Source organism: Bartonella sp. B23, assembly GCF_053793815.1.
This window is the reverse complement of sequence record NZ_CP200033.1, coordinates 1,354,650-1,375,024: the sequence shown is the minus strand read 5'-3', so window position 1 is coordinate 1,375,024 and position 20,375 is coordinate 1,354,650. Positions and strand designations below refer to the sequence as shown.

Sequence of the window (20,375 nt, the reverse complement as noted above, 5' to 3'; positions counted from 1 at the left end):
GGCAGGTGTGGTGTGCGTATTGATGCTCTAAAAAAATGAAGGGATGCAAGCGGTCTTATCACATGCGGGGAATCTCGTCGTCCTAGAATTTCCACTCTGACAGAGCTGTAAGAGAAGAAGTGTGTACAAAGGATTAAGAGGGATGGCACAAAAATATTTTGGTACAGATGGGATTCGGGGGAAAGCGAATGTCTTTCCTATGACACCAGATTTTGCCATGAAAGTGGGGATGGCTGTGGGGGTGTTGTTTCGGTCACAACGTCAATCGCGGCGTGTGGTGATTGGTAAGGATACTCGATTATCTGGCTATATGTTGGAAAATGCTTTGGTTTCAGGATTGACTGCCGCGGGGATGGAGGCTTTTTTATTGGGGCCAGTGCCAACACCTGCTGTTGCTATGCTTTGTCGTTCTTTGCGTGCTGATCTTGGAGTAATGGTTTCTGCTTCTCATAATCCCTTCTATGATAATGGAATTAAACTTTTTGGTCCGGATGGTTTTAAACTTTCAGATGATACGGAAGCAAAAATCGAGCAATTGATCGATACAGATCTTTCAAAATCTTTAGCAAGTTGTGCCGAAATTGGTTATGCAAAACGGGTCGAGGGAGATATTTATCGTTATATCGAATACGCAAAACGAACTTTGCCTCGGGATGTTCGCCTAGATGCTCTGCGTATTGTTGTGGATTGCGCTAATGGTGCTGCTTATAAAGCTGCTCCCCGTGCTTTGTGGGAATTGGGGGCTGAGGTTTTTGCCATTCATGATGAGCCAAATGGTACCAATATTAATCAAAAATGTGGATCAACCGATTTGGCTTCTTTAAAAAAGAAAGTCCATGAAGTGCGTGCTGATGTGGGGATTGCCCTTGATGGTGATGGCGATCGCGTTCTGCTTGTTGATGAAAAAGCGCAAACCATTAATGGAGATCAATTGATTGCTGTGATTGCTGAGCATTGGCATAAAACTGGACGATTACGGTGTAATGGTGTTGTTACAACTATTATGTCAAATCTTGGACTCGAGCGCTTCTTGAACAGCAAAGGGTTGGATATTGTTCGGACAAATGTTGGAGATCGCTATGTGGTCGATGCGATGTGCCAAAAAGGATATAATATTGGTGGAGAGGTTTCTGGGCATATTGTGCTCAGTGATTTTGGTACAACTGGCGATGGACTAGTGGCTGCCTTGCAGGTGTTATCTTGTATGCAAGAGAGTCAAATTCCTATGAGCCAGTTGTGTAAACGATTTGAGCCTGTGCCGCAAATTTTAAAAAATGTAACGGTTAGAAACAAAAATGTGTTGAAGAAAAATCCGGTAAAAACAGCAATAGATCAGGCAATGCGACGTTTGGGAAAAGATGCGCGATTGGTCATCCGTGCTTCTGGAACTGAGCCGGTTATCCGCATTATGGCCGAAGGAGATAAACGAGAAGTTCTCAATGATGTTGTAACAGAGATGATAGATGTGCTTACCTATCATGATGATTTTTCTAAAGTTAGTGCTTCCATTGAAGGATCATGAGTGCCTTTATAGGGCTTGCAGGAGAATTTAGCTGCATTAAAAGATATGTTGGTGAGCTGGTTCATGCTTCTGGAACTGAGCCGGTTATCCGCATTATGGCCGAAGGAGATAAACGAGAAGTTCTCAATGATGTTGTAACAGAGATGATAGATGTGCTTACCCATCATGATGATTTTTCTAAAGTTAGTGCTTCCATTGAAGGATCATGAGTGCCTTTATAGGGCTTGCAGGAGAATTTAGCTGCATTAAAAGATATGTTGGTGAGCTGGTTCATGCTTCTGGAACTGAGCCGGTTATCCGCATTATGGCCGAAGGAGATAAACGAGAAGTTCTCAATGATGTTGTAACAGAGATGATAGATGTGCTTACCCATCATGATGATTTTTCTAAAGTTAGTGCTTCCATTGAAGGATCATGAGTGCCTTTATAGGGCTTGCAGGAGAATTTAGCTGCATTAAAAGATATGTTGGTGAGCTGGTTCATGCTTCTGGAACTGAGCCGGTTATCCGCATTATGGCCGAAGGAGATAAACGAGAAGTTCTCAATGATGTTGTAACAGAGATGATAGATGTGCTTACCCATCATGATGATTTTTCTAAAGTTAGTGCTTCCATTGAAGGATCATGAGTGCCTTTATAGGGCTTGCAGGAGAATTTAGCTGCATTAAAAGATATGTTGGTGAGCTGGTTCATGCTTCTGGAACTGAGCCGGTTATCCGCATTATGGCCGAAGGAGATAAACGAGAAGTTCTCAATGATGTTGTAACAGAGATGATAGATGTGCTTACCCATCATGATGATTTTTCTAAAGTTAGTGCTTCCATTGAAGGATCATGAGTGCCTTTATAGGGCTTGCAGGAAAATTTAGCTGCATTAAAAGATATGTTGGTGAGCTGGTTCATGCTTCTGGAACTGAGCCGGTTATCCGCATTATGGCCGAAGGAGATAAACGAGAAGTTCTCAATGATGTTGTAACAGAGATGATAGATGTGCTTACCTATCATGATGATTTTTCTAAAGTTAGTGCCTCTTGGCATCTCTAGCTGTTGAGAAGTATAAACACTACAGAAGAATAATTCTCAGATACTTTCGAATACATGATCGCTTAAATTTGACGGATATTTTCACAATGATTTTATCATGTACGCAACGATAAAACACGATGGAAAAGATGTTTTATTGCAAAGGGGATGCTGAAAATGATGTGGTTTTGTTGCATCCCTTCTTAAGAAATTAAACATTAATTTTTTAGGATTAATCCCGCTGAAACATGAGCCGATGGAAAATAAAAAGGCGTTTTCTCTCAAATGAAAGAAAACACCGGGGAATTGAGAATGTGCAATTGTACATTCTTAATTTGAAGAGTGGTCTTTTTTGTCTTTTTTCCATAAAAGATAGGTGGCAAGTCCAAGAACTGGAACGCTCAATTTTGCAAAAGGCAGATGTTTACTTAAAAGTGCAATACTGGAAAGTGTCGCATCTGTCATAAGTTTATGGTGTTGTTCTTCCGATTGCTTTTGTCGTTCGTAGCGTTGATAGGTTTTCAGAATGTGGATAATGAAAATACCTAAGCCCGCAAGAAACAAACAAATGAAAAACATTATACTAGCTGCTGCAAGCGGTTTCATAACCAAACATAACGCAAGAAAACCTATGATACATAAAAATAGCGACGACATGAACAATGAAATGCCCACAATGCCACAGCAAATTGCTTGAAGGCGCATTTGCTTGACCGTACTTTTAAGACCCCCACCGACAAGATGGTTTAAAAGAGGAGTGATAAACCTATGCATTGCTTAACGACGCAATAATTGAGAAAGAATAAAACCAATGCTTGCTGCAAAAAAAACGCTTTTATTAGGATTTTTTCGAACGTATTGATTAATGCTTTGTTCAAGATCACCAAGCTTGTCTTTCGCTTGAGAGAGAATGTTTTCACTGTTTTCTTTCGCTGCGTTATACAGTTTTTCGGCCTCGTTTTTGGCTGCGTTCAATTTGTTTGCACCAAGATTTGCTAATGTTGAGGTTACCTCTGAAACGTCATTGCGTAATTGCTCTAATTGTCCGTGTGAGGATTTTTCTATTGCCATTTTTTGATTTCGTGTTGTTTTATTGTTTGCCATGATGCTTTTTTCCTATCTTGATTTATCATTACTCACCATTTGTGTGTTCACTAGTGATCATTTGCTTGGGAGTAAAAATTTTTACTGATTTTGTAACGTCAAACAGTTTTTTTAGTTCCCTCTTTTGTGTAATTTAAAAATATTTTTGATACAGTGAGTCTTGCTTACCTATAAAAGCAGTTTGTGCGTTTAAGTATTTTGCGCAAGGAAGCTGTTTTTTGAGATAAATTTCTTGAAACGTCTATATTGAAAAATTTTTTTCTTGAAATAAAACTATACTTGATTTATCAGGTTTTATTTTTTAGACTGAACACAAAATGATGTTAAAATGGATGTGATGTTGTGGGAAAGTGATGCTACGAGGGTGATTGTATAGCTGTAAGATAGAATAAATGAAGTTCATAACGATGTGAGAAGAAATGGAATCTGAAACAGTACCCTTAGAGAACACGTCTGCTGTATTTGCGTCGCATGGTCTTTCCCCTTTTTCTATGTTTATGGCGGCTGATGTTGTTGTAAAAACCGTCATCGTTCTTTTGTTGTTAGCGTCTCTTGCATCTTGGACAATTGCTTTTGTCAAAATCGTTGAGATTTCTTTGGCAAAACGAAGGGTACGGCAGGAACTTCAGTTGGCTCTTAATGCTCATACCCTTACGCGTTTGGCTGCTAGCTTAAAAGAAAGCAAAGGAGCCGGTGTGGTCTTTTTAAAAGAAGTTCTTAAAGAAGTGTATCTCTCTACACAACAGGTTCGTTTTATGGGTACTGAAGGGGGAGATTCTGCTAAAAGAGCGCATGCAAGACAAGAGATTCCAATTACGCATGAAGATAACCTCTTCTATGAGGAAATTGGTCGGTATGGTGAGGGCGTGCGCGATATTAATGAGGGCGTAAAGGAAAGGGTTCATTCGCTTTTGTCACGCTGCTTGCTGGCTGCTGCGCGACGTGTTGCATGTGGCAGTGCTGTTTTGGCAACTATTGGGGCAATTGCTCCATTTGTTGGTCTTTTTGCGACCGTTTGGGGAATCATGAATTCTTTTATAGGTATTGCTCAGTCTCAAACAACGCGGCTTGATGTGGTTGCCCCTGGAATTGCTGAGGCTTTGCTGGCAACAGCTGTCGGGCTTTTTGTAGCTATTCCCGCCGTTGTTATGTATAATAGTCTTATGCGTGCTTTGAGTGGTTATCGCAATGATTTAGGAGATGTAGCTGCTGCAATTGAGAGGCTCTTGAGCCGTGAACTGGATAGACATCGTCAACAGAAAAGTCGTAAAAAATGAAAGCCGGCTTTAATGATAATTGGGAGATCGATGAGAATGGATTGCACAACGAGATAAATGTAACCCCTTTTATTGATGTTGTGCTGGTATTGCTTATCGTTTTTATGGTTGCTGCGCCCTTGGCAACATCTGTTATTCCAGTTCAGCTTCCTTCTATAATCAAAGTGCCTTCTGTGATCCAACCTGACGAGCCCCTTTATGTGACTTTGCAAAAAGATCGTTTTATTTATGTTGGTGATAATCTTATTAGCAAAACAGCGTTTGAAAAAGTTTTGTTGAAGGCAACAAATCGAAATCTAGAGACAAGGATTTTGATCAAAGCTGATAGCGAAGTTGATTATGGAGCTGTTGTGGATTTGCTTAATCAAATACGAGCTGCTGGATATACTAAAATTGGTCTTATGGGATTACAAAAATCTTCCAATGCTGCAGAAAAAGTGGTAGCAGGTGATGGTGTTGTAAGTAATACCGATATTGTAGAAAGCAATATAACGGGTAATATTGGGATAGGTGTGGCAAATGATGCTGCAGTGCGTGCAATCAGCCGTGCGGTCAACAATATAAGCAGTCCAACAATGGAGTCCCCTATCCAGTAATGTACAAGGATTTGAAATTCGCTTCTTAAGTCTATCTTATTGCGCTAAATTTCCTGTATTTCGGTCTTTGTGTCCATAAACTTCTTGCATTGCTTTTGGTATTTTCATTTTGATTCTGTTCTATAGCACAAACATTTACCTGAATAACGGGCGCGATGATCATTTGTGCAATGCGCATGCCACGCTGGATGGAAAAATCTTCCTGCCCTAAATTGATGAGGAGAATTTTTACTTCGCTATCGGCTTATCGCTGTCAATTGTTCCAGGCGTGTTCAAACATGTGATGCCGTGCTTTAAAGATAAACCAGAGCGTGGTCGTATTTGTGCTTCAAAACCAGATTGAAGGTGAAAAATGAGACCCATTAGAACGGATATGTGCTCCTGTAATGGAGAAGTATTTTTTTACTGAATGTTTTTTAAATTTGCCCGGTTGAACCAAAACCACCTGTTCCTCTACTTGTGGCATCTCGGCTTTCTGCATTGCTTTTGGTATTTTCATTTTGATTCTGTTCTATAGCACAAACATTTACCTGAATAACGGGCGCGATGATCATTTGTGCAATGCGCATGCCACGCTGGATGGAAAAATCTTCCTGCCCTAAATTGATGAGGAGAACTTTTACTTCGCTATCGGCTTATCGCTGTCAATTGTTCCAGGCGTGTTCAAACATGTGATGCCGTGCTTTAAAGATAAACCAGAGCGTGGTCGTATTTGTGCTTCAAAACCAGATTGAAGGTGAAAAATGAGACCCATTAGAACGGATATGTGCTCCTGTAATGGAGAAGTATTTTTTTACTGAATGTTTTTTAAATTTGCCCGGTTGAACCAAAACCACCTGTTCCTCTACTTGTGGCATCTCGGCTTTCTGCATTGCTTTTGGTATTTTCATTTTGATTCTGTTCTATAGCACAAACATTTACCTGAATAACGGGCGCGATGATCATTTGTGCAATGCGCATGCCACGCTGGATGGAAAAATCTTCCTGCCCTAAATTGATGAGGAGAACTTTTACTTCGCCACGGTAATCGCTGTCAATTGTTCCAGGCGTGTTCAAACATGTGATGCCGTGCTTTAAAGATAAACCAGAGCGTGGTCGTATTTGTGCTTCAAAACCAGATTGAAGGTGAAAAATGAGACCAGTTGGAATGAGTGCGCGCTGACCTGGCGCAAGAACAACAGTTTCTTTTTCACCAAGTGCTGCTCGTAGATCAAGCCCAGCAGAGCCCGCTGTGGCATAATGAGGAAGTTCTAAGCCTTGTCCGTGCTCAAGACGCTGGATTGATAAGGTTATTTTTTGTGGAGGGACAAGAGGAAATGCATTCAACGAAGAGGAGTTCTTCTGGCTGTTCAGGTGCGTGGAAGGCATGGTCAAAGCATCTCCAAAATAAAAAAAACAAACACAACTCTAACAAAAGATTCCGTTTGAAACAAGCAGCAAAAAATCTACAGACAGAGCGACGGTTTTCGCTGTTTGTTTTGTGAAGTACACGCTTATTTTTTATGCTATTTGCCTTAAATACTGCCAATGAAGATGCCCGTAGCAAAAACAAGTGCCCCACCAATAATAACCTGTAACGATGCACGCCAAAAAGGCGTCGACATAAATCTATTTTGAATCCAGACTATGGCACATAGTTCAAAAAAAACAACGATGAATGCAATAACTGTTGCAATGTAAAAAGAGTTGATCAAATAAGGAAGCGCGTGACCTAACCCTCCAAGCGTTGTCATAATACCGCTAGCAAGACCTCTTTTAAGAGGAGAACCGCGACCGGATAACTTGCCATCATCATGGGCTGCCTCTGTAAAACCCATCGAAAGACCCGCGCCAATTGAAGCTGAAAGCCCTATTAAAAAGGTTTGATGCGTATCACTCGTTGCAAAAGCTGCAGCGAAAATAGGAGCAAGAGTAGAGACAGAGCCATCCATTAAGCCCGCAAGCCCAGGTTGAATCCATGTCAAGAGCATTTGTTGGTATTTTTGTGAAGGATTCTTCGTGTCTTTGTCTGTAGCAACTGTTGCTTTAGGTGTTGCTGCTTCTGTTGCTTTAGGTGTTGCTGTTTTAACGTTTTTGTTTATTACAAGAGCAGGGTGATTACATAAAAACTCTACAGATCTTGCACGGTTGCTACAGGAAAGGCAAAGAAGCTTCTTATAATTTTCAAGCTCGTGCATGCTCATTGCTGTAAAAATCGCTGCTTGTTCAGAGGAGTAAGGTTTTAGAGCTTTTGCGTATTTTAAATAAAGAGCTGCACGTTGTTCTTTTGCTCTGAGCGCTTGAATCATTATTTTTTGTGCCGAACGAAAGAACAGAGCTTTGCGTTGTACAAATGAAAAAAACGATCTCAACATTTTCTTTTCCTTGCACATTAGAATAATTCTAAAATATATGATAAAAAAAACGAAAGTCAATCTAAAATTTAAAAATTGGTAAAAAACAGTGTTGAGAAAGGAAAAACATTGGTGCGTAAAGATTAAGAAAAATTACCTGTGGGAGGTGATAAAATTGCGGTGGCGTAAAATGGGAAATAATAAAATTGTGGTGACGTAAAAGTGATGTTGTTTGTATTCGAAATCCATATTTGATTCATATGCTAGGAAAGCGTGTTGAGGGATTATGGCGGAAGAGATCTTTTGCTCTAAAACAGTGTTGATGAGGGAAAAATTCAAAAAATTATCATTATTATAAAAACCTATACGGCTTGTATTGGCATAGATATAAACTTTCTCTGATTTTTAAAAATAGTATATTTGTATCCATTGGATGGAAGTATGGTCGATAACAAAGGAAATTTTTGAGCAAGACAGGAGAACAGCAATAATATTGGCTGAATAATAGTAAGAGATTTTTTATAATCGATACTGTGTGGAAATCATAATAGCAACCGTAAAATAAAAGAGCTAAGTTATATGATAAATCGCTGATAAATTATCTCCTTTGTTGTGAAACACCGCTGTGTGACGTTGTGTGTCTGCATTATAAAATAGAGTAGCTAAAAGTGAAAAATTCTAGAAGATGTATTGTTAATTCTTGCAACTTATGAGGCCATTCCAAAGCGGGTATGCTGCATCGGAAAAAAAGCTATAAATTTTTATTCTATTATAATTCAAAATGCACTCAAACATTGTGCAATTTATTGCATTGAATTTGTATGAATATAGCTATGAAACTTTATTCATTATGTAGAGTAGACAAAAATTAATGGTATTAATCAAATATTCAATAACACAAACTGTAGTATAAATTACAGTTCGTGTTATTGAATATTAAACAAGTTTACTGCCCAAACGGCATTAGATGGAATGCTATTTATACAAGAGCCCACGCACTGTACGCGAAAGCATCGAATGATCTTTCATTCGGCTTACGAGAGGGATTATGCTTTCTAGAAAAAAGATATACAAGATATGCAGCAAGACCCCAAAGTGCTGGTCCAAGTGCGGCAAAAATTCCTACCTTTATAACGCCTTGCTCAATATTTTGTGTTGAAATATGATCCATAACTGTATTAATAGCCCTCACAACCTCATCTTCTTCTGATATCATGGAAGTAAAACCATAGCCATGAGAATGATTATTCAAAGAATAAGCACTAGATTCCAAAACATGTGAAAAGAAAAATGCTATGGTAACGATATATAACGCAATTTTTTGAAATATTTTCATTATAATAATCCCAATGTAAAAGATTTAATCAAAAAGTTTTTTCATTGCAACTTATAAACAAAATAAAAAAAGCACTAGAATATCTGATGATATATAACTTACATAATTTATGTATTTTGTCAACTTTTTAATTTGGATTTTTAACTTAAATTATATACAATATTTTTGTTAATGTAGAAATAAATTTAAATTATATTATTATTTATTATATTTATTGTATAAGATAATTCATAAATGTGTATAAGATAATTCATAAATGTAATTCTATATTATTAATAGAGAATTTTAAATAAATAAAATGTAGTTTTATTATAATGTAAATTATACATCGTATTTATATCTTTTCAAGATTCATAGCATTTCTATAAAATAATTTGCAACATTAATACAATTTTTGAGATATATCGCGGTATGAAGTAATCGTTTTATGTTATAACGTAAAATACTATTTTAGGGTATGGTGATGTAAGTTATGTGTTCAGAGCTATGATTACTAATCGGTTATCAGTTATAGTTACAAATCTGTTATCATAAACTAATATTATTAAGGTTACATCGGCACTGCTGGTTATCTTTACAGAAATTGATGCATTCAAAAATAGATGGAGTATTCTGTATAGCCTTAAAGCATCTGAATCGTTAAATGTTTTTTTTATTATATTTTTCTTTTCAAAAATCTGGCACTTTCATCCTCTTCATCTACATTGAGGGAAGTAAATGAACAAATTGTGAGGACAAATATCTTTTGGTAAATTGAGCGATGAAATATTTCAATAGGGCGAACAACAAGAAATTATTTGTTATGACAAGTTATAAAAATGTTTTTTCAATCTTGGAAAGATATTCCTATTGCGGAAAATCACATAAAGTTTAAGCAACGGTAGCATGATTTTTTGTGCAATAAAATGATAAGCACTTACAACATCTCGGTAATCTCAAGGAAAAATTTTACCGTATCAATAATATGGATATTGTCTTGTGCTTATCACAAATCGCAGATTCTTTAAAACAACAACGGTGAAGAATGAATGTCGAATATGCTCTAGGGAAGGTTGCAAAAATGACTGAAAAAATTCTCAATAAAAACACCAAAAACGACGAAAGGAGCAGTTACCTACTCCTTCGTTCCTATCTCCCCTTGCGGAGAAGCGGCCACCATTACTGATGCCGTATGTAACAACATATATACACTTATTTTTTTCAAAAGTCAATGCTGTAAATGCGGTAAATGTTTGAGCATTAGAGCTACAACTTTATGAAAATCTTCGCTGGATAATCTTGGAACTGTACGCGAGCAACTTAAACGGCTTACAGAAACTGTTGTGACATAATTGCAGATAATCCATGCCTTTTTATTCTCTATGGGAGATTGTAGTGGATATGCAGCGGGATTGTTGGGTTGTGATTTGGTTGAAAAAGGTAAAACGGTTACATTTCCATATAATTTTGCATTCTTGGAAAGTACCAAAACAGGCCGTTTTTTCCAAAATTCAGGTAGTATTGAATCATGAGGAAAATCGCACCAAAAAATTTGCCTGATGCGTGGTGCCGATTTGATTCGTGGCTTTATATGAGGTGGTTTTTTGTAAGGGGCATTTAAATCTCCTTCTTTTATATGTTCGCGCCATGCATCATGATCATGTTCCATCATAACACATGGTTCTTCAAGTTTTGTTATATCTAAGGAAATAGGTGATAGGGTAGAATGTGCTGTGCTCTCATTTTCAGCCATGGCAGACCATTTATATTTATTGATCCCCTCACTTATTGTTTTTACGGCTTTTCTATCACAAGTTTTTATCAAAATGTTTCTTATAAGTACAGAGAGGTGAAACCATAAAATGAATGTATCTGCTTATTTTTGTCTTTTGAGTACAGGGCTAGTGTTGGTGGGGTGATGCTGATGTCGGTGGGGTGATGCTGATGTCGGTGGGGTGATGCTGATGTTGGTGGAGTGATGCTGATGTTGGTGGGGTGATGCTGATGTTGGTGGAGTGATGCTGATGTTGGTGGGGTGATGCTGATGTTGGTGGAGTGATGCTGATGTTGGTGGAGTGATGCTGATGTTGGTGGAGTGATGCTGATGTTGGTGGGGTGATGCTGATGTTGGTGGGGTGATGCTGATGTTGGTGGAGTGATGCTGATGTCGGTGGGGTGATGCTGATGTCGGTGGGGTGATGCTGATGTTGGTGCTTGTGGGAGGCGGTTAGAGAGAATGGGTGTATGCAGTCTCGTTTCTATTTTATGGATAGAGTTTTTTATTGCTTGAAAGGAATCCTTTGGAGGCAACATAAAAACTGATAAGCATGTAAAACAGGCTGGCAACGATATTCCAACCAGCAAATGAGAGAAAGAGAAAGCGCGTGGACGCCTCAGAACAAGAAGGAGGATGGATGTTATTTAATAGATCGAATAGCTGGTTAACATCTGTTGTTTTTCTTATTGCGTTTAAACCACAGCTGGAGGGGGCTGGCCAAAAACCATATTCAACACCTGCATGATATACTGCCAAAACAAAGCTGATGGCCATTAGGACAAAAACGCACAAAAATAAAAGCTGCACTCCAAAAAACATGCGAAAAAACCACGCTCCCAGAATAGCTAAAAGCAAAAATGGTAGAGCACCGTAATATGGAAAACGTTCGATTAGACATAAATCACAAGGAAGATATCCCCCGATATGTTCAAAACCGAGCGCTAACCCTATTGTGCTTGATAAGCAAAATACTAGAAAAAAAGCCCATAAAATCAGCTCATTACTGCTTGGTTTACAATAAAAATGCTTCTTAAAAATATTTTGAGAAGACAAAATGCACCCCATTGAGCATATTCCTTAAAACAAAAGATGCTTGTTCACAAAAGTTATGAAAACGCCATAAATGAAAAGAAGGGTAACACAACAAATTAGGATAATCCATTTAAAATGATGGGAAAGAAAATTCACTACTTGTTGTCCAAATCGTTTAATGAGCCATGCAAGCAGGTAAAAACGTGCTCCCCTAGCAAAAATACAGGTGACAATGAAAATTTCAAGATGCACACCCATAACACCTGCCAAAATCGTGACAATCTTGATAGGGGGAAGGTGTAAAAAACCTGAAGTGATCAATAAAACGATAAGAAATTGCAGTGTTGTGCTGTTTTTTAATGTTTCAAAACTTTCAATTTTACCATAAAACTCTAAAATCGGTTTGGCGAGTGTGTCATAGGCAAAATATCCAATAAACCAACCGGCTATTCCTCCCAAAACAGAGCATATAGTCGCAATAAAGGCATAGCGATAAGCCCTTTTAGGATAAACAAGTGTCATCGGGATATATAAAACATCTACCGGAATTGGAAAAATAGAGCTCTCAACAAAGGCAATAAAACCAAGCCAATGGGGCGCTGTACGCCGCTTTGCTAGAGAAATCGTCCAAAGCTTTAGTCTGTTTAATATCATGAAAACTTTCATAAGTCTAAGAAGTAAAGACTTTACAAATTATTCCATATAAATCCTATAGAACAGATTTTTCACAAGGCAAAAGAGATGGAAATAATATGGATTCTCAAAAAACAAAAAATCGGGTGTTGACGAATCTGTCCTTCTTCATATAGTGCAGAGAGACGATGGGCAAGTTTGTCCTTTGTGACAGCGTGCGGGTGTGGTGGAACTGGTAGACGCGCCAGACTCAAAATCTGGTTCCGAAAGGAGTGTCGGTTCGAGTCCGACCACCCGCACCATTTCATGAGTTTTTCCCTTTATTTTTAGCGGTTTGTTTGGTGGGCTGTAATGTTGTCCTTCAAAACAATCCTGTAAGCTGCATCGAGAGATATTAAAATACAATATCATCTCTATCTGATGGCGGTTTTCTTGTAAATGAGCCAAATATATAAGAAAAACAATAATCGTTGAAATATCAATCTGATGCAGGAGAAAAATATGCTTATGGGGTTGATGTTGGAGCATCATAGAGCCGTATAACCCACATAATCTGTGTGTACTGTGTGATAAAATATCTGTGTGTACTGTGTGATAAAATGTAAAGTTGAAAGGAGGATAATATTCGGGGCAATTTTTGCGTGGTAACTCTGTGATGTGATGAAAGTTGTGCCTTTGTGATGTGGTGAAAGTTGTGCCTTTGTGATGTGATGAAAGTTGTGCCTTTGTGATGTGATGAAAGTTGTGCCTTTGTGATGTGATGAAAGTGGTGCCTTTGTGATGTGGTGAAAGTTGTGCCTTTGTGATGTGATGAAAGTGGTGCCTTTGTGATGTGGTGAAAGTTGTGCCTTTGTGATGTGATGAAAGTTGTGCCTTTGTGATGTGATGAAAGTTGTGCCTTTGTGATGTGGTGAAAGTTGTGCCTTTGTGATGTGATGAAAGTGGTGCCTTTGTGATGTGATGAAAGTGGTGCCTTTGTGATGTGATGAAAGTGGTGCCTTTGTGATGTGATGAAAGTGGTGCCTTTGTGATGTGATGAAAGTTGTGCCTTTGTGATGTGATGAAAGTTGTGCCTTTGTGATGTGGTGAAAGTTGTGCCTTTGTGATGTGATGAAAGTGGTGCCTTTGTGATGTGATGAAAGTTGTGCCCCTGTGATGTGATGAAATAAATGATCAATAGGAGCCTTCTTGAACGGAGGCAACGCCTCTATGCAAAACAGAACGATACTCTGTTACCGCCTGACGTACTTGTTTTAAAAAAATCTCTTTTAATGTTTGCGAAGTTTATCTTTTGACGGTGATCAGTGGGTGATCAGTGGATGGTGCAACGTAACATCTATTAGATACTGCCATCCCTATTTATGCGAGGTTCAAGCTTGTATCATCACAATCTGTGCCTCTTTGCAATGTTGCGATTTTTCTTATCTTGAGATGGTTTATGAGAGGTATTTTTTACTTCTTCCTTAAACGGTTTATCAAAATATTCACTCTGTTTGTGAGAGCAAGAGAATGGTTTGGTTTGATTCATCATCAACAAGCATAAAATGAGGAATTCTACAATATGTCAGATTCTCCTTCAATTTGTAAAATGGTGATTTATTATTATAAATTAACATATTGTGTTTCTGGAGATGGTAATTTTATTCCCCCCATTTGGTGGAAGAAATTCGTGCCTTTTTGAGCAAGGAGAAGGGAAAATGTCGAAATTAAACAACTTGTCGCTTTTTGTAAGGATTTTATTGTGTTCTTAAGTGAGATTATGATTTAGAGAAAATAACATTAATACCCATTTTTGTAGAAATAATAATAAAATAAAGAAAATTTAGTTACAAAAATTTCCATGACAGTGATTTTTTTAAAATAACGGTACGATCTTTTATTTCAGTTATGTCCATTTATATAAGGACATTTTGATAAAAATTGCTAAATGGCCATAACGCAAAAATTAACTTTCTTTCTCATGCAATTGTACAAATCCTATTTCTTGTTCTCTTTTACGCCTTGGGGGAGCGATATTTACACTGTGAGAAAAAACAAAAGTCCTATCAAAGATAGATTTTGGCAATTAAGTCTTGCAGAGAATTAAAATTTGTAGGCAAAACCAATGCGAAAATCATTCGTCTTGTGGTCAATTTCAAGTTTATCTTTTTCAAATATCCTTTTACCAAAATCTGAATAACGATATTCTGCACGCAAAATAATGTTCTTGATCATTGCAAAATCAATGCCGCAACCAAATGTATAGCCAACCATTATTTTTGTCTTATCAAACACATTGCCAGAAGTTAACACAAGAGAATCTTCCGGTGATTTTGCCAAAAGTGATGCGATATATTGCATCTGAGCATAGGCAAGGCCACCCGAAATATACGGCATAACATAATCAGACGTAAAGCCGAGACGTATGCGCATAGCACCTGACCACTTTTCTTTTAAAGTGACACTGCTTACAATGCTATGACCAATATTGAGTATCTTTTCATCAGGAGAATCAGGTTTTGTGATCGAAATGTTGGCTTGCTGAAATATTGTATTAATAAAACCTAGTTCGTCAGCATTTCGAATTTTTTTTTCGTTGCCTATTTTCGTGTCTTTTTTACCAGAGAAGATTACATCTGTATCAAAACCGAGAATAAAGTCACTTCCTATATCAATATTAGATCCTCCGTAAAGACCTGCTCTATATCCTAGAAGTTTCGGTGATAAATCTGTATCAATCCAAACCCATTGCCCACTAATAGTATCTTTAGGGTAATTTAAGGCACTTGTACTTGAAAAATTGCCAATCTGCCCTCCAAGATAAATTCCTGTCCAAGAAAAAGGTTGAGCAACAACAATCTTTGAATAATCTAAGTTTGGTGCCGGATAAACACTATTAGCAGACGTTCGTACCGGATAAACATCATTAGTAGCTGCTCGTACCGGATAAACATCGCTAATAGATGCTTGCACTGGATAAGCACCACGGGCAGCTGTTCGTACTGGATAAGCACTACTGGCAGACGCTTGTATTGGGAAAACAGTAACTAAGATAGAAATAGAAATCGCAATTAAACGTTTTGTATTCATATGAACACCTGATTTATTTTCAAATAGGCAAGCCATTATGCATAACTTAGTTAAAAAAGCTATAGCTATATAAAATAAAACACTATATGAATTTTACTTTTGAAAAAATCAGAGACTTTATCAAGTCTATTTGCGGTGCTGGTGAACACAATCAATGCGTTATAATTTTTAAGAAGTTATCGATATTTTACTTAATAGCTTTCCTGTATTAAGGAATGACCTTTAACATACAATGAATAAATATCTAATTTGTAAGAACCACTGTTTTAAATAGGAAAAGATATTGTCTATCGTGTCCATGAGGCGTGCAAAATCAACGATCAACAAAAAGATAAAAAATACTATCCACTTCATCAAGCAGGACATCATTTTTACACTTTGGTAGGCATTGATTATTTCTTGAAGTATTGCTTTTTCTACCTCTGTAAGCTCAGTGTGTTTTTTAGTTTTTCTTTTGTCCAGGTTTCCACCTACATAGGCGTTTACCCTGCTGGTTATGTTTTAAGATTTCGCTTGCTAAGTTCGGACTGATGACACTCAAATCTTGCTGGTTTAAATAAATGGGCAACCAACCAACACAAGAGGAAGTATATTTATTGGTTACGCAACCACTCAGAGAGCTCAGTATGCATATCAGTACCACTTTTTTGATTAATTTCATTTTCTACCTCAAGCCGTTTTATTGGTTACGCAACCACTCAGAGAGCTCAGTACGCACATCAGTATCGCTTTTTTGATTAATTTCATTTTCTACCTCAAGCCGTGTTGTTGCTGCCTTTAAGCAATTCTCTGTTTGCTTTTGCTGTTCATTCTTTTTGCCAAGAGTGAAGGTTTGTGCTAAAATCATAAAAAGAGCGGCTAAAGCCGCTCCTATTAGCATCAGATTTTTTTTCATCCACCAGATCATAGACGATGCTCCTGAAAGCGTTTCGCAACGAAGAAAATACCAACACATGCGGCTAAAACCATAATGGTGGCAAATGCCCATTGAATGGGACCATTTCCTGCTAAAAAACCACTAAGACCAGAAAACGAACCAATAATCGGAGCAAGTGCTTCGGCTTTAAAAGTCCCTACGGATTGTTTGCTCTCTACTGTTTGATAATTGGAGGAAACATAAGCACCTGTAGCCCACAAGCCTGCTTCTGCTGCACGCCGATGTACGAGACCTTGAAGACGCTTACCGCCTGCTTTGTTCCATTTTTGTAGCTCTGCAGGGACAGATTCATATTCACCTTTATTAAGCTTTTTTAAAAGTGTTGAATTACAAAAGGCTGTGATTCCTACATTATAGCAAAACGATACTAATGCCGCGAATTGTTTATCTGTTAGGGAAACTTGAACTGCTTGTTCAACAGCATTCTCAAATTGTTTTAAATCTTGACAAAGAATATTTTCGGCTTGTTCTTCAGTGACTGTTGTGCCTTTATGAACAAAGGGTTTTCCAGCAGCGCTCGTATGTCCATAACCAATTGTCCACACACCAGTGGCATCTTGATAGGCATGCAAACGCAATCCTTCCCATTGCTTAATCATTGCAAGTCCTTCTTTTGATATTTTTCGCATAAACTCCTCCATAAAAAAACCTCACATCAAGTGAGGTTGATTGACATCTTAAAAACGAACTTCTCCCTGTCCTTCAGTGAACAGAAGAGAAACTTTCATGAAACTCATATAGATTGGCTGGTGGGTTGGTATGTTGGCGGGTGATGCTGGTGTTGGTGCTAGAGGGGTAGAGAAATTCTAGGTGTTTTTAAAAACATAAGTGGAGCGTATGCTTTTAAAAAAATATTGAAACTTTACCTCTTCAAATTGATATCTGTTTCCTCTAAAAATAGCTTTAGAATTTTTTATATGGCTTTAAGATATGCTACTTTTTGAGATAGCAGTTACGTTTTGCTTTGATATGCAATGAGCTTACATTGTTTGTATTTTAAAAATCAAAAGCAAATGAATTTCCATATGAATGGGTTTAATCCATAAAATTTGAATAGAGTGTTTAATTCTCTTCCGCATATTAAAAAAAACATTAAAAGCACCATCATAATTGAAGAATAGACTTATATTCAGAGATCCTTTTTCTATGTGGGGAAACAGAGAATGTTTTTTTCTCCGGTGTCGCTAAGTTCTTACCAAATCGTTCAGTAAGCGTTTCGCCTTTTTTGTTTACTTTTTCATTTGTAGCTCTCGGGTTTGACTTAATATATTGTTCGAGACGTCTTTTACCTTGCGTGTGTTTATAAAAGCTTGCTGGAAGATACTTATCTAATTTAGCATAAGGTAAGGGTATATTGGATTCGCATAACATGCCGCTCATGTTATCTTTATGCATTCTTGTCAATTTATCAGCTTCGCAATACAGCTTTTTAGCAAGAGCTAAACTAAATATTCCGCATTCAGAGGGGCTTCGTTGAATATCCATTTCACCTATAGAAAAATAACAATCAGGCAATTGGCACTCTTGAAGAGCTTGTCTTGTTCTCACCTCTAACATCGTTGCACACATATTATTCATAAATGTTGTTGGTTCAAACAATATTACAGACGTTTTGTTTGCAATGGTTCGATGGTCAATCACCGCAAAATGGTTTCCTCTTTCCTGCGTGTTTACTATATATCTGGAAGATTGAATTCCACTCTCGATAGTTTCTTTTAGTGAGAGGGTAAAGTCGTGAGGTGCCAACGCAAATTTGAGATGCATTTCTGGGTATTTAAGATTTGCCCGCCTGATAAGGGCAGGCATCATTTTAAGATCTATGTCTTCATAATCGGCAGTGATCCAATAGCCACTGGTGATGTCATTTTCTAAAGTTGTAATAATATCTTTTAATTTTTTAGGGCTGAATGGGATCTCTCTTTCTTTTTCGATGTTGAGTTGCTCTAAGTCTGTAGAAAGATTTTCTAACAATTCATCTGCATTCTTACTTTCTTGCGTTTGTGGTGAGCTATGAGCTGAGCCTTTTAAATCTTGCGGTTTCATAATATAAATTTCCATGTCGACAGTTTGCATGGAGTGCTATGCGCATATTCTGGCTGAATAATGTTGTGATTTTGATTTTTTCCTCTTGTTTTGCCTTGAAAGAAAAATATCTTTTCCTGGGAAAGATTTCTAAAGCAAGATGAGGGGCTTTTTAGAAACGCTTCTGATTATCCTCTGTATCTTCAAATTTGCAAAAAATTATGAAGAACTTAAGCGTAATTGTATCTTTCATCATGATGTTTTAAAATGAGCTTTTTTCTTATGTCTGTATAGTTTCGGCTGTGCTGATACTTGGCATCGGATGATATATTGGTATTCTGGTTGAATAATGGTGTAGTGTTTATTCTCTTCTATTAATTTTAGCTTAAGATGCAAAGCTGCTTTCCCTTTTTGAGCCTTAACAAAGCAAAAAAATAAGTGAATTTGCTAACATGAACGAATTTATCTCATGAATCGGAATGTAACGCCTTACTTCCCCTCCACATATGCGTAAAAATATTCAAAATCACATCATCAGAGATTTGTATTCACCTATCATTTTTTATGTGAAAAAACAGAAAATGTTGCTCCATCTGCTGTAACTAAGCTCTTCTCAAACCTATCAGTAAGAGTTTTGTCTCTTTTGTTTACCTTGTCATGTTGAACCTCTGGAGTTGATTTTATATATTTTATAAAATGTTCTTTCCCTTGCATGTGTTGGTAAAAATTAGCTGGAAGATACGGATTTAATTGTTCAGATCGTAAAGAAATACCCAGTTTGCGTAATACATCACTTATATTGTCTTCCTGTGTTTTTGTTAATTTGTCAGCTCCAATAAAAAGCTTTTTGGTAAGAACTAAATTAAATATTCCACATTCACAGAAATTCCGTGGAATATCCATTTCTGTTGCGGAAAAATAAAAATTTGAAAATTGACAAGTCTTAGTGGTTGCCTGTCTCATTATTGCTGGTATCTTTGACGTCGTACTCTTGAAAATTGTGGGTTCAAAAATATTATGGATGTTCTTTTTCCGATCGTTTTGTGATCGATTACCGAAAAATGAATTCCTTCCCCATTTGTATTAACTGTAAACATAGACGAGAAAATCCAATTTTTAATATTCTCTATTGCTGATCGGATAAGATCGCGAAGTTTAACAGCTGGCTTAAGATTCAAGCCAAAATATTTACGGTTTGCTCGCTCTGTTAGAGCTGGCATCATCTCAAGATCCATTTTAGCATAATCCGTTTTTATCCAATCATCACTGGCTGTATCATTTTCTAAGCTTGTAATAGTATTTTTTGGGCTTTCATGGTTAAATGGGAGATATTACGTTCTGATAGTGCTTTGTGAGTGTTCAGGAAGATTTTCTGATGATGCACTCGCATTCTCAGTTTCTTGTGTGCGTAATAAGTCACAGATAGGCTTTTCTGAACCTCATGATTTCATAATATTAATCCACATGTTAACAATCAATGGTAAATCATTTTTATGATTAAGACTTAATTGTGTTTAAATATTATCTTTTATGCTTTTCAACATTAAATCAAATATGGTGAGGTGCTATTTTAGATTTAGGCAGTTTTTATAAGGGCGTTTTTCAAGTCAGTATAATGTTTTTTTTGGTGGTAAAATTATATGTTAACAGTATATGCAAATTTATCAGTTGTGAGCAGATTAAGTGCGTTTGCAAATTTATCCCGGTAGCGAAGTATGAGAGATTTTTCAGATTTTT

General features: G+C 37.3%; 18 protein-coding genes, 1 tRNA gene and 6 pseudogenes. 9 read left to right on the top strand and 16 right to left on the bottom strand.

The features are described 5' to 3' along the window. The first annotated feature begins 142 nt into the window (after positions 1-142). From glmM (V4B17_RS06035) to V4B17_RS06010, 6 genes and pseudogenes are all read left to right on the top strand, one after another. Complete coding sequence (gene glmM, locus V4B17_RS06035; protein ID WP_455479253.1) at positions 143-1,522, top strand: phosphoglucosamine mutase; 1,380 nt, start codon at positions 143-145, stop codon at positions 1,520-1,522. Then, the gene (locus V4B17_RS06030) at positions 1,519-1,731 is read left to right on the top strand and encodes a hypothetical protein (RefSeq protein WP_455479252.1); all 213 of its coding nucleotides are present in this window, start codon (positions 1,519-1,521) and stop codon (positions 1,729-1,731) included. The genes glmM (V4B17_RS06035) and V4B17_RS06030 overlap by 4 nt, the downstream gene beginning before the upstream one ends. 56 nt (positions 1,732-1,787) lie before the next feature. Next, positions 1,788-1,940 (top strand): annotated as a pseudogene (glmM, locus tag V4B17_RS06025) (phosphoglucosamine mutase); the annotation flags it as partial. A 56-nt stretch (positions 1,941-1,996) separates the two neighbouring features. After that, positions 1,997-2,149, top strand: a pseudogene (glmM, locus tag V4B17_RS06020) (phosphoglucosamine mutase); the annotation flags it as partial. A gap of 56 nt (positions 2,150-2,205) precedes the next feature. Next, positions 2,206-2,358: pseudogene (glmM, locus tag V4B17_RS06015) on the top strand (phosphoglucosamine mutase); the annotation flags it as partial. Beyond that, a complete protein-coding gene (locus V4B17_RS06010) occupies positions 2,355-2,564 on the top strand; it encodes a hypothetical protein (RefSeq protein ID WP_455479251.1) in 210 nt (69 codons plus the stop codon). The pseudogene glmM (V4B17_RS06015) and the gene V4B17_RS06010, both read left to right, overlap by 4 nt. A gap of 309 nt (positions 2,565-2,873) precedes the next feature. Here the strand turns inward: V4B17_RS06010 and V4B17_RS06005 are convergent, their stop codons facing one another. Together V4B17_RS06005 and V4B17_RS06000 are read right to left on the bottom strand one after the other, a co-directional pair. Further along, positions 2,874-3,317, bottom strand: a complete 444-nt coding sequence (locus tag V4B17_RS06005; protein ID WP_455479250.1) for a hypothetical protein — start codon at positions 3,315-3,317, stop codon at positions 2,874-2,876. 3 nt (positions 3,318-3,320) lie between these two features. Next, a complete protein-coding gene (locus V4B17_RS06000; RefSeq protein WP_455479249.1) occupies positions 3,321-3,647 on the bottom strand; it encodes a DUF883 family protein in 327 nt (108 codons plus the stop codon). 419 nt (positions 3,648-4,066) lie between these two features. Here V4B17_RS06000 and V4B17_RS05995 point away from each other — a divergent pair, with 419 nt between their 5' ends. Both V4B17_RS05995 and V4B17_RS05990 read left to right on the top strand, forming a co-directional pair. Next, the gene (locus V4B17_RS05995; RefSeq protein ID WP_455479248.1) at positions 4,067-4,924 is read left to right on the top strand and encodes a MotA/TolQ/ExbB proton channel family protein; all 858 of its coding nucleotides are present in this window, start codon (positions 4,067-4,069) and stop codon (positions 4,922-4,924) included. After that, the gene (locus tag V4B17_RS05990) at positions 4,921-5,520 is read left to right on the top strand and encodes a biopolymer transporter ExbD (protein WP_455479247.1); all 600 of its coding nucleotides are present in this window, start codon (positions 4,921-4,923) and stop codon (positions 5,518-5,520) included. The genes V4B17_RS05995 and V4B17_RS05990 overlap by 4 nt, the downstream gene beginning before the upstream one ends. Positions 5,521-5,551: 31 nt before the next feature. Here the strand turns inward: V4B17_RS05990 and dut (V4B17_RS05985) are convergent. The 8 genes and pseudogenes from dut (V4B17_RS05985) to V4B17_RS05950 form a co-directional block, all read right to left on the bottom strand. Continuing rightward, a pseudogene (gene dut / locus V4B17_RS05985) lies at positions 5,552-5,880 on the bottom strand (dUTP diphosphatase); the annotation flags it as partial. A gap of 56 nt (positions 5,881-5,936) precedes the next feature. Continuing rightward, positions 5,937-6,271, bottom strand: a pseudogene (gene dut / locus V4B17_RS05980) (dUTP diphosphatase); the annotation flags it as partial. Positions 6,272-6,327: 56 nt separating this feature from the next. Beyond that, positions 6,328-6,888 (bottom strand): dUTP diphosphatase, encoded by a 561-nt coding sequence (gene dut, locus V4B17_RS05975; protein WP_455479246.1) that lies wholly within the window; start codon positions 6,886-6,888, stop codon positions 6,328-6,330. Between the two features lie 146 nt (positions 6,889-7,034). After that, positions 7,035-7,874: a VIT1/CCC1 transporter family protein gene (locus V4B17_RS05970; protein WP_455479245.1), complete on the bottom strand. Its 840-nt coding sequence runs from the start codon at positions 7,872-7,874 to the stop codon at positions 7,035-7,037. Positions 7,875-8,832: 958 nt separating this feature from the next. Further along, entirely contained in the window at positions 8,833-9,189 is a 357-nt protein-coding gene (locus V4B17_RS05965) for a hypothetical protein (protein WP_455479244.1), read from the bottom strand. Positions 9,190-10,396: 1,207 nt separating this feature from the next. Next, complete coding sequence (locus V4B17_RS05960; RefSeq protein ID WP_455480197.1) at positions 10,397-10,921, bottom strand: type II toxin-antitoxin system PemK/MazF family toxin; 525 nt, start codon at positions 10,919-10,921, stop codon at positions 10,397-10,399. 510 nt (positions 10,922-11,431) lie between these two features. Beyond that, a complete protein-coding gene (locus tag V4B17_RS05955) occupies positions 11,432-12,010 on the bottom strand; it encodes a disulfide bond formation protein B (RefSeq protein WP_455479243.1) in 579 nt (192 codons plus the stop codon). A gap of 12 nt (positions 12,011-12,022) precedes the next feature. Continuing rightward, positions 12,023-12,631, bottom strand: coding sequence for a YqaA family protein (locus V4B17_RS05950; RefSeq protein ID WP_455479242.1), 609 nt, complete (start codon positions 12,629-12,631; stop codon positions 12,023-12,025). Positions 12,632-12,827: 196 nt separating this feature from the next. Between V4B17_RS05950 and V4B17_RS05945 the strand changes: the two genes are divergently transcribed. Beyond that, positions 12,828-12,912, top strand: a tRNA-Leu gene (locus V4B17_RS05945). Between the two features lie 1,780 nt (positions 12,913-14,692). Here the strand turns inward: V4B17_RS05945 and V4B17_RS05940 are convergent. From V4B17_RS05940 to V4B17_RS05915, 6 genes and pseudogenes are all read right to left on the bottom strand, one after another. Beyond that, the gene (locus V4B17_RS05940) at positions 14,693-15,679 is read right to left on the bottom strand and encodes an outer membrane protein (RefSeq protein WP_455479241.1); all 987 of its coding nucleotides are present in this window, start codon (positions 15,677-15,679) and stop codon (positions 14,693-14,695) included. Between the two features lie 222 nt (positions 15,680-15,901). Then, entirely contained in the window at positions 15,902-16,141 is a 240-nt protein-coding gene (locus V4B17_RS05935; protein WP_455480196.1) for a hypothetical protein, read from the bottom strand. A 217-nt stretch (positions 16,142-16,358) separates the two neighbouring features. Next, positions 16,359-16,586: a hypothetical protein gene (locus V4B17_RS05930; RefSeq protein WP_455479240.1), complete on the bottom strand. Its 228-nt coding sequence runs from the start codon at positions 16,584-16,586 to the stop codon at positions 16,359-16,361. Further along, positions 16,583-17,245 carry a lysozyme gene (locus V4B17_RS05925; RefSeq protein ID WP_455479239.1) on the bottom strand — a complete coding sequence of 221 codons (663 nt, stop codon included), beginning with the start codon at positions 17,243-17,245 and terminating at the stop codon, positions 16,583-16,585. Before V4B17_RS05925 ends, V4B17_RS05930 begins: the two co-directional genes overlap by 4 nt. 475 nt (positions 17,246-17,720) lie before the next feature. Next, complete coding sequence (locus V4B17_RS05920) at positions 17,721-18,659, bottom strand: YopJ/AvrA family T3SS effector serine/threonine acetyltransferase (RefSeq protein ID WP_455479238.1); 939 nt, start codon at positions 18,657-18,659, stop codon at positions 17,721-17,723. A gap of 534 nt (positions 18,660-19,193) precedes the next feature. Further along, positions 19,194-19,894: pseudogene (locus V4B17_RS05915) on the bottom strand (YopJ family acetyltransferase). Positions 19,895-20,375: the final 481 nt, after the last annotated feature.

Excerpts from the sequence above, each read along its gene's own strand:
- glmM (WP_455479253.1), top strand. The coding sequence starts at position 143 with ATGGCACAAAAATATTTTGGTACAGATGGGATTCGGGGGAAAGCGAAT.
- V4B17_RS06030 (WP_455479252.1), top strand. The coding sequence starts at position 1,519 with ATGAGTGCCTTTATAGGGCTTGCAGGAGAATTTAGCTGCATTAAAAGA.
- V4B17_RS06010 (WP_455479251.1), top strand. The coding sequence starts at position 2,355 with ATGAGTGCCTTTATAGGGCTTGCAGGAAAATTTAGCTGCATTAAAAGA.
- V4B17_RS06005 (WP_455479250.1), bottom strand. The coding sequence starts at position 3,317 with ATGCATAGGTTTATCACTCCTCTTTTAAACCATCTTGTCGGTGGGGGT.
- V4B17_RS06000 (WP_455479249.1), bottom strand. The coding sequence starts at position 3,647 with ATGGCAAACAATAAAACAACACGAAATCAAAAAATGGCAATAGAAAAA.
- V4B17_RS05995 (WP_455479248.1), top strand. The coding sequence starts at position 4,067 with ATGGAATCTGAAACAGTACCCTTAGAGAACACGTCTGCTGTATTTGCG.
- V4B17_RS05990 (WP_455479247.1), top strand. The coding sequence starts at position 4,921 with ATGAAAGCCGGCTTTAATGATAATTGGGAGATCGATGAGAATGGATTG.
- dut (WP_455479246.1), bottom strand. The coding sequence starts at position 6,888 with ATGCCTTCCACGCACCTGAACAGCCAGAAGAACTCCTCTTCGTTGAAT.
- V4B17_RS05970 (WP_455479245.1), bottom strand. The coding sequence starts at position 7,874 with ATGTTGAGATCGTTTTTTTCATTTGTACAACGCAAAGCTCTGTTCTTT.
- V4B17_RS05965 (WP_455479244.1), bottom strand. The coding sequence starts at position 9,189 with ATGAAAATATTTCAAAAAATTGCGTTATATATCGTTACCATAGCATTT.
- V4B17_RS05960 (WP_455480197.1), bottom strand. The coding sequence starts at position 10,921 with ATGGCTGAAAATGAGAGCACAGCACATTCTACCCTATCACCTATTTCC.
- V4B17_RS05955 (WP_455479243.1), bottom strand. The coding sequence starts at position 12,010 with ATGGGGTGCATTTTGTCTTCTCAAAATATTTTTAAGAAGCATTTTTAT.
- V4B17_RS05950 (WP_455479242.1), bottom strand. The coding sequence starts at position 12,631 with ATGATATTAAACAGACTAAAGCTTTGGACGATTTCTCTAGCAAAGCGG.
- V4B17_RS05940 (WP_455479241.1), bottom strand. The coding sequence starts at position 15,679 with ATGAATACAAAACGTTTAATTGCGATTTCTATTTCTATCTTAGTTACT.
- V4B17_RS05930 (WP_455479240.1), bottom strand. The coding sequence starts at position 16,586 with ATGATCTGGTGGATGAAAAAAAATCTGATGCTAATAGGAGCGGCTTTA.
- V4B17_RS05925 (WP_455479239.1), bottom strand. The coding sequence starts at position 17,245 with ATGCGAAAAATATCAAAAGAAGGACTTGCAATGATTAAGCAATGGGAA.
- V4B17_RS05920 (WP_455479238.1), bottom strand. The coding sequence starts at position 18,659 with ATGAAACCGCAAGATTTAAAAGGCTCAGCTCATAGCTCACCACAAACG.